Raw genomic sequence first — 15,112 nt, 5'->3', positions numbered from 1 at the left:
CTGTTTCCTTTAACTAGTTATGTATCCACCTATACTGTTTGTACCTTCATAGTTATCTTTCGTTCTCCACGTTCCTCCAACACGTTACTTCGCGCTCTGCACCCTATCTTCTCATATAGATTCACTTCTCTGTCTGTTCCAACTCCTGCACAGAAAATGTGATTCCTATATGAAAATGATTACGACCCATTCGATCAAATCCCTAATGAAGCTGGTCCAGCGGGCGATTGAGAACACGCCGGGCCAAAAACAACCGGTGGAACCCGTTTGATTCGGCCAGTCGAGTACCGAATCCGGCCAATGAGAACTAGGCGTGCTGCAGCGGTGAATGCTACGATGGCTCCGTTCGAATCCTGCAATCCGCACAAGAAAAGGAGGAATGTCGAGCTACGGAGAACGTTCGGCGGGCCGTTTGTCGAGCTGTCGCGGAGCTGGCATGCGTAATTGCCGGCGCTGCCCGGCACATGCGAAAGAATAAGCAAAAAGGAGGTATTAAAGAAATGAGTATTAAAAGCAGGAAGCAATGGCTTTTCGTTGTTGTGCTTGTTTTCGTTGTTCTCTTGACGGGGTGCACAAGGGGCGGAGGGAATTCCGCCGACGAGCCGAAGCCGGAACCGGAACCTCAGGTGGCCGTGACAGAGCAGGAGGATGAGCAGCCAAAGAGCGGGGAAGAGCAGCAGGCGCCTGAGGAGGAGCAAACGATTGACATGCAGGGAAAACCGGTGCGCGTCATATCGTGGGGGTATGCCGGAGGCGAGAAGGGCACAGAAGCAGGCGAGCAGCGAATCGCCCTCGAGCAAGAATTGGAAAAGAAGTACAATACAAAGTTTCAATTCGAGCAGATTCCCTGGGGTGATATCCAAGATAAGATTACAGCGTCCATCGTAGCCGGCGAGCCGATCGCGGATGTCTTCCTGCTGGAGCGGTATCGGGCATTCCCTGCGATGGTGCAGAAGGATTTCCTGCAGCCGATTGATGGCATTCTGGATATTAACAACGAAAAGTGGCCTGCTGAAATGCGGATGACCGGCAGCTTCGATGGCAAAGTGTACGGCTTCTCGACGGCTGTAGGCGGCGGGGGCGGCATTTATTACAACAAGGCGATATTGAAGAAGGAGGGTTTACCAGATCCACAAGAGCTGCATGAGAAAGGGGAGTGGAATTGGGATACGTTTCTGGATATAGCGAAGAAGTCGACCAAGGATACAAACGGTGACGGGAAAATTGACCAGTACGGGCTGGCGCTTACCTCAGTAAACTTCGTACCGGCATTTATCGCGTCGAATGACGGAGACGTGACAAAGGTGGTCGACGGTAAGCTGGCGTTCACCGGGGACGACGGAAATGCGATGGAAGCGCTCCGGTTTTATAGCGATTTGAGTAATGTGCACAAAGTCGTCAAGCCGAACCAGACTGACAATTGGGAAGATTACATCAACGCCTTCAACGAAGGCATCGTCGCGATGCGGTATGGAGAAGGTTGGGAGGGAGGCGGTATTCAGACGAACCTGGGGAATGATTACGGCTTCATCTTCATTCCGAAAGGGCCGAAAGCGACCGCTTACCACAACGCGATGCAGCCGACGCTCTGGTTTGTGCCGAAGGGTGCGAATCCGGATGCTGTCCGCATCTACGCCGAGTACCTGCTCGGCTACATGCCGAAGGAGGGGGAGTTGGACGCTTGGACGGAATCGCTGTTTGCCGATCAGAAGAGCCTCGACAACTACATGGAGATGGGAAAAATTATGAAGCCGAAGGATTGGGAGGGAATCCCTAACTTTGGTCAGGAAATCCGCAAGGTCTGGGATAATATCGGTGCAGGCAAGGAAACGCCGGAAACGGGCATGAAGAGCGTACGCCCGGTGCTGGAAGGGCTGCTCGATGCAGCGCAGTAATCATAGCGATACTCCGCGGTGCCCGGGCTTCGGGAAGTCTCCCGGATGCCGCACAAGTTCGCGAGCAAAGAGGGGAGTGGCGGATGAGAGTTCGAGCCATCTGGAAACGAAGCTTGTTAGCCGTCCTATGCGGAGTGCTTGGCTGGGCCACACTGCTGCTGTTGCCTGATGGAAGCTCCGCGCCGCTAGCGGCAACGGACGCGGCAGTTAAGACTGTCTCTCCAGAGGAAGCCTTCGAGGGGAAGGAGGGCTCGTACGCCCGCTATCTTCAGGACCATGCAGACGAGCGTCTTCCCTCAGACGAGATACGGATTGAAGCAGAGCGGCAGCCGATCAGTGGTTCCGGCGCTGTCGTTGCCATGGAGCGCGAGGGGGCAGAAGGAAGCGCCGCTCTGTCCGGAGAGAGCGGCGAGATCAGCTGGGACGTCGACATCGAAGAGGGCGGCCTCTATCATCTCTACGTGCGCTATTACCCAATGGAAGGCCGAAGCGAGGCGATTGAGAGGGCGCTGCTCATCGACGGTCAGCTTCCGTTTACCGAAGCAGAGAGGTTGCTGTTTCCACGTGCTTGGGGCAACAAGGAGGAGCGCATCCAGCAGGATGCGAACGGAAACGACATGAGGCCGTCCCAGGTGGAAATCCCGGGATGGGAGGAGGTGGCGCTCTCCGATGCGGACGGCTATTATGAGGAACCTTACCGGTTTAATTTTGCCAAGGGAAAGCACAGGATTACACTCCGCTCCGTACGGGAGCCGATGCTGGTCGATTATTTGGTACTGCGCCCGGCCAAGGAAATACCCGCTTACGCCGACCTGCGGGCATCGTACGAGCGGCTCGGATACGGCAAACCGGCGGAAGGTACCTTGATCTCCGTGCAAGGTGAAGACGCTGCGGTCAAATCGAGCCCGACCTTGTATCCGCTTGCCGACCGGTCCAGCCCCGCCACCGAGCCGTTTCATCCAAAGGAAATCCGGCTGAATACGATTGGCGGCAACAATTGGCGCATCCCGGGACAATCCATTAAGTGGACGTTCGAAGCGCCACAGGATGGACTGTACAAGATCGCCGTGAAGTATAGGCAGCATTTTGTCCAGTCCCTCGAAGTTTCACGGCGGCTCAAGATCGACGGCCAGGTTCCCTTCGCAGAAGCAAACCGTATCGGCTTCAAGCCGGGCGGTGGGTGGCAGATGATGCAGCTGGGCAATCCTGAAGAGCCTTATCTGTTCTATTTGACGAAAGGAAAGCACAGGCTATCGCTCGAAGTGACATTGGGCGAAATGACGCAGCATATCCGCAGCGTCGAGCAATCCGTGCTGGAGCTGAACCAGCTGTACCGTAAAATTATTATGATTACTGGCGGGTCCCCTGACCCGTTCCGCGATTATGAGCTGCAGAAGCGGATTTCCGAGCTGCGCGAGACATTCGAGGTGGAGGGCCGACGTCTTCAAGGCGTGATCGGAAGCATGGAGCAGCTGTACGGAGGCAAGGGTGAGCGGATGGCGGTGCTGAATACGGTCGCCTTTCAGTTGCTAGATCTGGCGGACGACCCGGAATCGATCGCGAAGCGTCTGGATGCGTTCAAATCCAATATCGTCGCTTTGGGGACGTGGATGTTGACAGCGAAGGAACTGCCTTTGGAAATCGATTATTTGATCGTCGCTTCAGAAGAAGCCCGGCTTCCACAAGCGGACGTATCGTGGCTGGCTAATGCGGAACACGGCGTCCGGCAGTTCCTTCTGTCGTTTTTCACCGATTACGATGCAGTCGGCGCGACCGACGAGGAGGCGGAGGCGGTAGACGTCTGGGTTACAGGGGGGCGGGATCAGGCCCAACTGATCAAATCGATGATCGACACCTCATTCACCCCGCAGACCGGCATTCCCGTCAATTTGCGGCTAGTCGACCCGGCGGTGCTGCTTCCAGCGACGCTGGCCGGCTCCGGGCCTGATGTGGCGCTCGCGTCTAGCAATGTCATCGATTTCGCCATGCGTGGCGCTTTGCAGGACCTGTCGGCCTTTGACTCGTTCCAGCATGTAAAGCAGCGGTTTGCAACCAGCGCGTTCGTCCCGTTCGAGTACGAGGGCGGGGTGTACTCTATCCCGGAGCAGCAGACGTTTCCGATGCTGTTCTACCGAAAAGACGTGCTGGAAGAGATCGGCGCAGAGGTGCCGCAGACATGGGAGGAAATGTATGCGCTTATCCCGGTGCTGAACAAGCGACAGCTGTCGATCGGATTGACGCCGGATGTGACAATGGACATTCTGTTGTACCAGAACGGCGGCTCGTATTACAAGGACGGAGGCAAGGCGTCGGGATTGGATGCAGAGGAAGCATTGTTGGCTTTCAAGCGGTGGACGGATCTATATGTCAATTACAAGGCACCGCAGCAATTCGATTTCATCAACCGGTTCCGCATCGGCGAGATGCCGGTGGGCATCGCGGACTACACAACCTACAATTCACTGGTCGTCTTCGCTCCGGAAATCCGCGGCTTATGGGCTTTCGCTCCTGTCCCGGGAACATCGGAAAGCGAAGGCGCAATCCATCGCGAAAGCGCGTCCGTCACGCTCGGCTCGGTCATGTTCAAGCGTGCGAAGAATAAGGAGAACGCCTGGGCGTTCATCGACTGGTGGACCAGCAAGGAAGCCCAGCTGACGTTCGGCCGGGAGCTGGAGGCGCCTCATGGGCGCTGCAGCGCGGTATCCGACGGCCAATCTGGAGGCGTTGCGGGAGCTGCCTTGGCCAGCTGACGATTTTGAGCGGCTGATGGAGCAGCTGGAATGGGTACGCGGTGTTCCGGACGTGCCCGGTGGCTACTTCACGAAGCGCCATCTGAACAATGCGTTTTTCGAGGTGCTGAACAAAGGGGCCAATCCGCGCGAGACGCTGAAGGATTACGCGCGGACGATCAACCAGGAAATTAAGGTTAAACGTCGCGAATTTCATTTGCCAACGGATTAGAGAGGAGGATGCATCATAAGCGTACTGTCTAAACAGACGAAGGCAGGCGCGGCGCCATTTCGGACGAAGCGTCCGACTCGATTCCGCAGGCTGCTGCTCGAGTTGAAGGCGAGCCGGCAGGATTATTTGATGCTGGCGCCGTTCTTCGCCATCTTCTTCACATTTACGGTCCTGCCTGTTCTCATGTCTATGCTGCTCAGCCTGACGGATTTCAATATGCTGGCGTTCCCGAACTGGGTCGGGCTTAACAACTATGCCCGTTTGTTTATTAACGACGAAGTGTTCCTCATTGCGGTGAAGAATACGATCCTGCTCGCGACGATTACCGGCCCGATCAGCTATCTGGCCTGTTTTGTTCTGGCCTGGCTGATCAACGAAGTGTCGCCGAAGATCCGCGCCTTCGTCACGCTTGTGTTCTACGCCCCGTCTTTGTCGGGCAACGCCTTTATCGTCTGGAAGCTGCTGTTTGCGAATGATTCCTACGGCTTCATCAACGCCTTCCTGCTGCGCAACCGTATCATTATGGAGCCCATATTGTGGCTGTCCGACATCAACTACATCCTGCCGATTCTGATCATCGTGCAGCTTTGGCTCAGTCTGGGCACAAGTTTTCTGGCGTTCATCGCAGGACTGCAGGGGATGGACAAAACGCTGTTCGAAGCCGGCGCAATCGACGGCATCCGTAACCGTTGGCAAGAGCTGTGGTATATCACGCTCCCGTCAATGCGTCCGCAGCTTATGTTTGGCGCGGTTATCCAAATTACAGCTTCATTCGCAATTGCCGAGGTTTCGACCCAGATCGCCGGGTTTCCGAGCGTGCAGTACGCAGGCCACACCATCGTCACCCATCTGGATGATTATGGCGGTATCCGGTACGAGATGGGTTATGCATCAGCGATCGCGACCGTGCTGTTCGTCTTGATGCTGGGCTCCAATTTGCTTGTTCAAAGACTGCTCAAGAAAGTCGGTGAATAAAGTTGGCGACGATACGGATTCGACGTAATCGAAGATGGAACCGTTCGCTTGCCGTCGACCTTCTGCTGTTTCTGGCGCTTGCTGGCGTCGGCGCCTTTATGGTGCTGCCGCTGCTGTTTGTCGTCAGCAACGCGTTTAAGCCGCTCGACGAGATCTTCCGGTTCCCGCCGAGGTTTTTCGTCCGGTATCCGACGCTGCGAAACTTTACGGAATTATATTATTTGCTGTCCTCATTCTGGGTGCCATATACGCGCTATATATTCAACACTGTCTTTATTGCGGTCGTCGGCACGGCGGGCCATGTCATACTGGCGTCTTTGGCCGCTTACCCGCTGGCCAAACGCCGCTTCCGGGGGCGAGGCGTGCTTTTTACCATCGTTGTCCTTTCCCTCATGTTTTCCGGGCATGTGACGGCCATTCCCAACTACATGACGATGTCGTGGCTCGGCCTGCTGGACAGCTATTGGGCGGTCATCATTCCGGCGCTCGGCTCTTCGCTCGGACTGTTCCTGATGAAGCAGTTTATGGAGCAAATGGTACCGGACGCGCTGCTCGAGGCAGCCCGCATCGACGGCTGCAGCGAGTATCGGATCTTATGGCGGGTCGTGATGCCGATCGTCAAACCGGCCTGGATGACGCTCATCATTTTCTCCTTTCAAGGGTTGTGGGGCGCGGGCGGCACTGGCAAAATCTACATCTACAGCGAACAGCTCAAGACACTCGACCATGCGCTCGGGCAAATATTGGCGGGCGGCATCGTGCGCACGGGACCCTCGATGGCTGCAACGCTGCTCATGATCTCAGTGCCGATTGCGATCTTCATTATCTCGCAAAGCAACGTTATCCAAACGATGTCGACATCCGGTATGAAAGATTGAGAGGGGGGGACAAAAGGAATGAATCGGATATGGCTGCCGCTTCTCGTTATGCTTGTCCTTGCTCTGGCATCGCCCCCGCTAGCCGATGCGGCTCCCTATTACGGCTATCATTACTCCTCTGACGGAGAGGCCGTTCCGGCTCCGCTGCCGTATATGCCGGATAAGGTCATCTATGGCTGGACTGTGAATGCGGAGGCCTTCAATAATCCGGAGGATCTGTTTGTCGGGCCGGACAGGCGCGTCTATATCGCGGATACGGGCAACGACCGCGTTGTCGTGGTGGACGAAAATTGGCGGCTCGTCCGGATTATCGATTCCTTCCAGCGCGAAGGCAAGGCCGATGCGTTCAATAAGCCGCAAGGCGTCTTCGTCGACAAGGAGCAACATATTCACGTGGCAGACACGCAGAATGGGCGGATCGTCGAGCTGGACGGGGAAGGGAAGCTCGTGCGTATCGTAGGGCCGCCTGAGTCCGAGACGCTTCGCGCGGATTTTAAATTTTTGCCAACAAAGCTGGCACTCGACTCTGCGGGGCGGCTGTTCGCGGTCAGTCAGGGTGTGTTCGACGGCATCGTAGAATTTGATGCGAATGGGGCTTTCAGCGGCTTTTTCGGCAAAAATCCGGTCCGCTTCAACGCGGCAGACCTGTTCTGGAAGCAGCTCGCGACCGATGCGCAGCGCCGGCAAATGGCGCTGTACGTCCCAATCGAATTCAACAATCTGGCTATCGACGCCGAACAATTCGTCTATGCGACGGCAACGGAGAACCGAACTACGATTGATATGGTGAAGCGACTCAATCCATCGGGTATCGACGTTCTAAGGCAGGATGGCATGATTCCGGTTATGGGAGATTTACGCTCGACGCGTTCCGGCAGCTTCGGTGGTAGCTCTACGCTGATCTCCATCGATGTTGACGCCGACCAGATCTACCTGGTACTGGACTCCAAGCGAGGCCGCACATTTGCCTACGATTATGACGGGAATCTGCTGTTCCAGTTCGGCCAAATCGGCGATAAGGTCGGCAATTTCCGCGGGCCGGCGGATGTAGCCTGGTTCGGACGGGACATTCTTGTGCTCGACCGCGCACTGAACAGGCTCACGTTGTTCAAGCCGACACGCTACGGCTCGCGTATGCTTGATGCGGCATCGGCTTACTACAATGGCAAGGAAGAGCAAGCGGCAAGGCTGTGGCGCGAAGCGAGCAAGCTCAACGGCAATCTTGAGCTTGCCCATATCGGCATAGGGAAGGCCCAACTGGAGGAAGGGAACTACGAAGCGGCGATGGCGAGTTTCAAGTTCGGCGATTCGCGCCCGTATTTTTCCAAGGCGTTCGCCGGCTACCGCAAAGCGTTCCTGTGGAACAATTTTGCCTGGCTGTTTGCTTGCCTCGCCGCTACCATCGCGGTCTTAGTCCTCGCCAAGCGATTCGCGCCAAAGCGATCATCGGATGACGAGTATGGGCCAGTCCGCACCGCGCTGCTTACGACCGTCAGACCGTTCAAGCAGTTCTGGGAATTGAAATATGAAGGGAAGGGTAGGCTCTGGGTCGCGTTGACTATCGTCGCGCTAGTCGGCTTCATCTTTGTCCTGCGCGCCTTCTACTCCGGCTATCTCGTCTCGGGCGGGCAGTGGGAACGGATCAACAGTGTGAAGGAATTCGCCTTCATTGTTATACCGTTTCTGGTCTGGTGCGTGGCCAACTGGTCGCTGACGACGCTTATGGACGGAGAAGGGACGTTCAAGGAGATCGTTATCGCGAGCGGTTATGCCATGCTGCCGTTGCTGCTGGCCAGCACGCTGCAGCTGGCTTTCGGCTGGATGATTACCTTGCAGGAGTTGAGCTTCTACTCGTTATTTGGCACGATCGGCGTGCTGTGGTTTGCCGGTCTGCTGTTCGTGGCCACGCTGACGGTGCATCAGTACACGCCGCTAAAGACTGTCGTGACGATGGTTTTGACGGTCGTCGTTATTGCCATCATCGTTTTTTTGGCCCTATTGGTGTTTAGCTTGATTCAGCAACTGGTCGTCTTTATTTTGACGGTCTACCAGGAATTATCATTACGGATATGAGGGGAGATGCGCTTGATGCGAATGAGCATGCTTTGGCGACGGTTCGTTATCATCACGGCCGGAGTTTCGGCGCTTGCGCTTGTGGCCGCAGTTGTCTTGTCTTCGCTGTCCGCGCCGGGCGACCCGGCTGCCGTAATTGCTGAAGCGGAAACCCGGCTCGAGGCGAGCCGAACGGCGGCAGTCGCTTCGGCGCCCGCGCTCCCCTGGATTCAGGATCAGGGCGCCGTTCCGGATGGGATGGAGAAGGCGGCCGAAAACGGCCGGCTGACGCTGTTCATGGACCGGCAGACGACGTCGTTTGCCGTCAGGCACAAGGAAAGCGGCCGATTGTGGCACTCCAACCCCACGAGCCGCGAATCGGACCCAATCGCGTCAGGAGTGCATAAAGATCGGCTGTCATCCCTGTTTTTCCTGTCCTACTTGCTGGATACGGGCCAGGAGCAAGAGTACGACAGCTATGCGGACAGTGTCGCGCTTGGACAGTTCGAAACGGAACCGATCGAGAACGGGGTGAAGGTGACGTATACGGTCGGCCAGGTCGTCCGCGGGATTGAGTCTATACCGCGAGTGATGACCGGGAGTCGTTTCGAGGAGCGGATTATCAGCCGATTGTCGGACGAACGGGCCGTAAGCGAGATGAAAAAGCGTTTCAAATATGAAGCAGACCGCGATGTGTATACGCGGCGGGAGTTGCCCAGTTTGGCGGTGTCTGCCGTGCTCGACATTTTAGATCAGGTCGGGTACGGGGAGGAGGATCTGGCTTACGACGATGAAGAGAATGGTCTGGAGCCGGAAGCGGGCTCCGGACGGCCGCGATTTTCGATTCCGGTCGAATACAGGCTCGACGGGGAGCAGTTTGTCGTGCGCATTGATGCAGGAGCGATTGAGAAAACGGGGACAATGCCGCTGCATACCATAACGCTGCTGGAGTTTTTCGGGGCGGCCGATTCATTGCAGTCCGGTTACATGCTCGTCCCCGATGGGTCAGGAGCGCTTATACGGCTGAACAACGGGCGGACCGTCGAACCACCATACCTCGCTCCGGTGTACGGAGAGGACGGCGCGATCGCCAGGGATGAGAAGCTGGCGGAGCATGAGACGGTCCGACTGCCTGTATTTGGGATGAAGGCGGGTGACGCGGCTTGGCTTGGCATCATTGAGCAGGGTGACGCGATTGCATCCATCAAGGCTGACATCGCCGGCAGGCTGAACAGCTATAACTATATCGCCCCGTCATTCACGCTAGCGAGCAGGGATAAGGTGATCATCGCCGGAAACTCGGCGACAAGCACGAATCCGGTTCACCAGAAAACGCCGTACGGGGGGGACATCGTTGTTCGTTACGGATTTCTGGCGGATGACAAGGCAGACTACTCCGGGATGGCAGCTTTGTATCGCGACTATTTGGCCGAACATAACCGGCTGCGGAGGCTGGAACCTGCGGCGGACACTCCGTTCGTGCTCGAGCTCGTCGGCGGGATGGAAACGCGCAAATCGATGCTGGGCGTGCCGTATGATGCGGTCACGCCGCTGTCGACGCTCGATCAGGCGCTGGAGGTGCTTGCCGACTTGCGCAAAGAACAGGTAACAGCCGTCAAGCTGCGTTATATGGGCTGGTTTAACGGCGGGACTCAACATCGTTACCCGTCGCGGGTGGCGGTTGGTGAAGAGATTGGCGGACGGGCGACATTTACCGAGTTCGCGCAGAAGCTGCACGGACAGGGCGTCAGGTTCTATCCGGACGCGGCCTTCCTGAACGTTTATACGGACGGTCACGGATTCCGCGCTGGACGCGATGCGATCAAATACATGTCGCAGAAGACTGCGAGCGTGTACCGTGTCGACAGGCCAAGCTTCATCCTCGATGGGGAGTCCTTCTCCCACTACCCGCTGTCTCCTGTCCGGCTTCCTGCGGTTATCCGCAGCTTCACCAAGGCAGTGAAGCCGCTCGGCATCGGCGGGCTGTCGCTGCGGGATTTGGGCGACACGCTCTATTCCGACTTCGACCAGAAGAAGCCGACAGACCGGCAGCAGAGCGCAGCGATCGTCGAATCTCAGCTGATTGAGCTGTCCGCGGACTTTCCGGATCTGATGGCGAGCGGCGGCAACGCTTATTTGCTGCCGTATGCGCAGACGATTGTGAATGCGCCTGCAGCTTCGAGCGGCTTTAACCTGGAGGACGAATCGGTCCCTTTTTATCAGATGGTTCTTCACGGTTACGCGGATTTGGCCGGCCTGCCGTTCAACCAGGCGGACGACCAGTATGCCCGAAAAAATATTTTGAAGGCGATTGAGACGGGTTCAAACGTTTACTATCGCTGGGTGTACAGCATGCCGTCCGAGCTGAAGTCTCCCGCAGCCCGCGAACTGTACGCGGCCGGCTATGCGGACTGGGTCGAGGAAGCAGCCGCAGCCTACAAGGAAGTGAACGAGGCACTGAAGCCGGTCCGGAACCTGCGAATCTCCCGGCACGAGAAGCTGTCTGAAGGAGTCTACCGGACCACGTATGAGGACGGCACGGCAATTACGGTCAATTACAACGACAAACCGGTTTCACCGGGCGGCTATGCCGTCGGTGCGCTAAGCTATCGGATAGGAGGGAAGTGACATGCGTCAAGTCCGTTTCACTCTTCAGCGCAAGAGGGCGTTGATGGGCATGCTGTTTACGCTGCCGTGGCTGATCGGATTCATTTTCCTCTTTGCTGTCCCGTTGGCCCAATCTTTTCAATTCAGCCTGCATGAGCTCAAGCTGGGGGAAAGCGGCCTGGAGCTTGAATATCTGGGTTGGGACAACTACAAGCACGCCTTCTATGTCCATGCGACGTTCAACCGAATACTGACCGAGTCGGTCATCGGAATGGCTGTGAACGTACCGCTTATCATCTTTTTCAGCCTGTTTATCGCCACCGTGCTGAACCAGAGGTTCAGGGGCCGGTCGCTCGCGCGCATGATTTTCTTCCTGCCGGTTATCGTGTCCACCGGCGTCATCTCCAGCCTGGGCTGGGCCGATTATATGTCACAGGCGATCGGGCAGACGCTCGCAGAGGGCGGCTTCAGCAGTCTCGGCAGCTTCGAGCTGAAAGGCATCCTGTACGATATGGGCATGAACCGGGGGCTCGTCAATTATTTGGCGGACGCAGTCGATCGAATCTATGACATCATCAGCTCGTCCGGCGTGCAAATTCTCATTTTTCTGGCAGGGCTACAGTCGATCCCCCCGTCTCTCTATGAGGCATCGCGAATCGAGGGCGCCACAGGGTACGAGAATTTCTGGAAAATTACATTTCCGATGATGGCGCCGCTCATCCTGACCAACGTGATCTATACGATCATCGACTCGTTCCTGAACAGCCGGATGGCCAGCCTGCTGAAAGAAACGTCGTTCAAGCTGTTTGATTTCGGCTTGAGCGCTGCAATGTCCTGGATCTATTTCGGCGTCATCGTGCTGCTGCTTGGTTTGTTCACGGCCGTCATTTCACGCAGGGCGTTTTATTACGATTCATAGCGCTGGCTGCCGAATCGGAGCTGCTGTGAGCTTTTGCCAGCGTGGAAGCTTGAACGGTGCTTGAAGGGAGCTTGCGCAGCTACACTATATTTGGAGGAGGGGCATCATGCTTGTAACAGCCGCCGGCAAAATCAAGGCTTGGTCATGGGCATTGTTCCGCACAGTCCTCGTGATGGGCATCGGCTATGTCATCCTGTATCCGATCCTGTTGAAAATTTCACTTGCCCTTCGGGGAAAAGAAGACATTTACGATCAAACGATCATTTGGTTTCCGAAGCATGCCACCCTCGACAATCTGGTGTTCGTGCTAGACAAAATGAATTACATGGATGCGCTGCTCAATACGATCGGCATCTCGGCCATGGCTGCCGTCCTGCAGACGGCTTCCTGCGCCCTGGCGGGCTACGGCTTCGCGCGCTTGAAGTATCCTGGGCAAGGCCTCCTATTTATGCTCGTTGTCTTCACGATCATCGTCCCGCCGCAGACGATTATGATTCCGACGTACATGCATTTTCGGTATTTCGATCCGTTGGGGCTTGTAGAGCTGTTTACCGGCAGACTGGGTATCAGCCTGCTTGATACCCATTGGCCGTTTGTCTTGTCGTCCATTACGGCGACGGGGCTAAAAAACGGGCTTTACATTTATATTTTCAAGCAATTTTTCCGCTCGCTTCCCGGAGAACTAGAGGAGGCCGCTCTCGTGGACGGCGCAGGTATATTCAAAACTTTCTATCGGGTTATGCTGCCGAACGCGATGCCGGCGATCATCACCGTCGTGTTGTTCTCATTCGTCTGGCAGTATAACGATTCATTCTACGTTTCGATGTATTTGACGGATACAAAAGTGCTGTCGATGCAGCTTGCGTCTTTGCCCGGTTTGCTGGCTGCGAGCTCGCCCGAATATATGCTGACCTCTATTCGGTTGAATGCGGGCACCGTACTGGTGATCATTCCGTTGATGATCTTCTACTTGTTCTTGCAGAAGCATTTCGTCGAAGGAGTCGAACGCTCGGGCATCGTCGGCTGATCGAATGTCATGATGGATACACCCACCGTATTCCGGCTCTGAATGTCGGGTCCAGAATTTATAGGGAGGTAATCTGATGTTTACGAAAAAAAATGGATTTATACTCACGATCATTGCCGTCATGCTGTTTACCCTTACTCCAAGTGCACTGGCCCAAGAAGAAACTGAAACACCAAGGAATCTGGCGGCTGAATCAAGCTATCAGTACTCAGCGGCTCCGAATGAAAGTTACCCTGACTCCGGAAACGAGTTGACCGATGGGGTATACGAGCCTTTGGAATATGTGAACCCCGGCTGGCAGGGACATCTTCGCGGTATCACAAGAGAAGTGGTGTTCGATTTGCAGGATTTCAAATCCATTAACGCCATCAAAGCGCATTTTATGCAGGACAGCAATGCGGGAATATTTTATCCCGTAACGGTTTCGATGTACGTCTCCAATGATGGCCAAAACTGGGGGACGCTGGCACATCGGAATACACAAATTCCATTGTGGGAGCCGGGACCGGCAACCGAACAGTTCTATATATGGGACGCAGCAGCGGACGGATTGCCGCATCCGAACAAGAACGCTTCATCGGCATATGCGCGTTATGTAAAAATTACGTTTACGACGCAAACGTGGACATTCCTCGATGAAATTGAAATTTGGGGTACGGACGGCAAAGCGAAGCATGCGGTTGGGATCAAGCCTGAAGAGCCGGCTTATTTGGAACCGGGCAAAGATACGAACGGCATCCGCGATCTTGTGTTGCTGTACAACGGCTGGTATCCAAACGGAGAAGGCATCTGGACAAAAGATAAAATTATCCCGTACATTAGTTATGTCGACCAGCAAGGTGAACCGACCGATTGGTTTTATGATGGCGTCCTTTACCTTGGTTTGCTGACCCCAGGCGGGGAACGAAACTTTGGCAGCACGGCCTTGTTTGAAGATTGGCAGTGGTACTTGGACACCACGTTTGGCGCGGACGGCGACATGAAGCATTTGAACGATGCGACTGCAGAAGTCGGTCAAAAACTCGGCGCTCCGAAGCACCGTACGAAAGTCGTGCTGATGATTCCTAACCCGGACACCGCTACGACGGATTTTGGCGACGTTGACGGCGACAGCATTTCGGAGAACTTCAATCCCGACCAGGTAGGCGCGGAAGCGGCTCTCCATAACAGACAAAAAGCAGTAAGCTGGTATATGGATCAAGTTAAACAAAGATGGTCAGCGGCGGGCTACTCCAATCTCGAATTGTCTGGCATGTACTGGCTCGCCGAAAGCGCGTGGCTCGGTGAACAATTTGATGAACCGTTGATCCGGTATACAAGCGATCTTGTCCATAGCAATCACAAGCAGAAGTTTTTCTGGATTCCGCATTTTTACGCAAACGGCAGCTTCGCTAAGGAACAGCTTGGCTTTGACGCCGTGGCTCTGCAGCCGAATCATTTCTTCAACGAAACAGAAGCGACGCGTCTCGAGGATGCGGCCGGGCTTGCCCGCCAGTATGGGATCGGCGTTGAATTTGAAACGGATGAACGGATGAACACAGATCAGGAGATGCGCAAGCGATTCATCGAATATTTGAATGGCGGCGTCGATTACGGATATATGACCCGTGCCTTCAAAGCTTATTATCAAGGCAATACTTCCCTTCTGGACAGCTCAAGAAGCAGCGATCCGACCGTGCGTTCGAATTATGACTTTATGTATCAATTCGTAAGGGGTACTTATGTGAAGCAAACGGTGCCCGATCTGGCGGAATGAGCGTTGATTTCATACGATACGTTATCAATTTGCTCATCCCAC

The 15,112-nt window shown here is 55.4% G+C and carries 10 protein-coding genes; all 10 read left to right on the top strand.

Features of this window, described 5'->3' with window-relative positions; all coding sequences use genetic code 11:
* Window positions 1-500 precede the first annotated feature (500 nt).
* Window positions 501-1,895, top strand: a complete 1,395-nt coding sequence (locus tag ACOZB4_RS22170) for an ABC transporter substrate-binding protein (protein ID WP_379408294.1) — start codon at window positions 501-503, stop codon at window positions 1,893-1,895.
* An 83-nt stretch (window positions 1,896-1,978) separates the two neighbouring features.
* The gene (locus tag ACOZB4_RS22165; protein ID WP_379408301.1) at window positions 1,979-4,645 is read left to right on the top strand and encodes an extracellular solute-binding protein; all 2,667 of its coding nucleotides are present in this window, start codon (window positions 1,979-1,981) and stop codon (window positions 4,643-4,645) included.
* The gene (locus ACOZB4_RS22160) at window positions 4,578-4,856 is read left to right on the top strand and encodes a hypothetical protein (RefSeq protein ID WP_379408304.1); all 279 of its coding nucleotides are present in this window, start codon (window positions 4,578-4,580) and stop codon (window positions 4,854-4,856) included. The genes ACOZB4_RS22165 and ACOZB4_RS22160 overlap by 68 nt, the downstream gene beginning before the upstream one ends.
* A gap of 102 nt (window positions 4,857-4,958) precedes the next feature.
* Window positions 4,959-5,831, top strand: coding sequence for a carbohydrate ABC transporter permease (locus ACOZB4_RS22155; RefSeq protein ID WP_379408310.1), 873 nt, complete (start codon window positions 4,959-4,961; stop codon window positions 5,829-5,831).
* A 2-nt stretch (window positions 5,832-5,833) separates the two neighbouring features.
* Window positions 5,834-6,709: a carbohydrate ABC transporter permease gene (locus ACOZB4_RS22150; RefSeq protein ID WP_256720520.1), complete on the top strand. Its 876-nt coding sequence runs from the start codon at window positions 5,834-5,836 to the stop codon at window positions 6,707-6,709.
* A gap of 18 nt (window positions 6,710-6,727) precedes the next feature.
* Window positions 6,728-8,782, top strand: coding sequence for a YIP1 family protein (locus ACOZB4_RS22145; protein WP_379408318.1), 2,055 nt, complete (start codon window positions 6,728-6,730; stop codon window positions 8,780-8,782).
* A gap of 21 nt (window positions 8,783-8,803) precedes the next feature.
* A complete protein-coding gene (locus tag ACOZB4_RS22140) occupies window positions 8,804-11,389 on the top strand; it encodes a DUF5696 domain-containing protein (protein ID WP_422759647.1) in 2,586 nt (861 codons plus the stop codon).
* 1 nt (window position 11,390) lies between these two features.
* A complete protein-coding gene (locus tag ACOZB4_RS22135; protein WP_379408328.1) occupies window positions 11,391-12,287 on the top strand; it encodes a carbohydrate ABC transporter permease in 897 nt (298 codons plus the stop codon).
* A 106-nt stretch (window positions 12,288-12,393) separates the two neighbouring features.
* A complete protein-coding gene (locus ACOZB4_RS22130) occupies window positions 12,394-13,314 on the top strand; it encodes a carbohydrate ABC transporter permease (protein WP_379408333.1) in 921 nt (306 codons plus the stop codon).
* A 76-nt stretch (window positions 13,315-13,390) separates the two neighbouring features.
* On the top strand, window positions 13,391-15,070 hold the full coding sequence (locus tag ACOZB4_RS22125) for a DUF4855 domain-containing protein (protein WP_379408336.1): 1,680 nt from the start codon (window positions 13,391-13,393) through the stop codon (window positions 15,068-15,070).
* Window positions 15,071-15,112 lie beyond the last annotated feature (42 nt).

It is taken from the genome of Paenibacillus sp. NPDC058898 (assembly GCF_049316025.1).
Taxonomy (GTDB): domain Bacteria; phylum Bacillota; class Bacilli; order Paenibacillales; family Paenibacillaceae; genus Paenibacillus_AQ.
Note: the sequence above shows the minus strand (reverse complement) of the source record. Positions and strands in the feature narration are given on the sequence as shown.

What these genes read in the sequence shown, in the direction of transcription:
- ACOZB4_RS22160 (WP_379408304.1), top strand. Translation starts at nt 4,578, where the DNA reads ATGGGCGCTGCAGCGCGGTATCCGACGGCCAATCTGGAGGCGTTGCGG.
- ACOZB4_RS22170 (WP_379408294.1), top strand. Translation starts at nt 501, where the DNA reads ATGAGTATTAAAAGCAGGAAGCAATGGCTTTTCGTTGTTGTGCTTGTT.
- ACOZB4_RS22145 (WP_379408318.1), top strand. Translation starts at nt 6,728, where the DNA reads ATGAATCGGATATGGCTGCCGCTTCTCGTTATGCTTGTCCTTGCTCTG.
- ACOZB4_RS22130 (WP_379408333.1), top strand. Translation starts at nt 12,394, where the DNA reads ATGCTTGTAACAGCCGCCGGCAAAATCAAGGCTTGGTCATGGGCATTG.
- ACOZB4_RS22125 (WP_379408336.1), top strand. Translation starts at nt 13,391, where the DNA reads ATGTTTACGAAAAAAAATGGATTTATACTCACGATCATTGCCGTCATG.
- ACOZB4_RS22135 (WP_379408328.1), top strand. Translation starts at nt 11,391, where the DNA reads ATGCGTCAAGTCCGTTTCACTCTTCAGCGCAAGAGGGCGTTGATGGGC.
- ACOZB4_RS22140 (WP_422759647.1), top strand. Translation starts at nt 8,804, where the DNA reads ATGAGCATGCTTTGGCGACGGTTCGTTATCATCACGGCCGGAGTTTCG.
- ACOZB4_RS22165 (WP_379408301.1), top strand. Translation starts at nt 1,979, where the DNA reads ATGAGAGTTCGAGCCATCTGGAAACGAAGCTTGTTAGCCGTCCTATGC.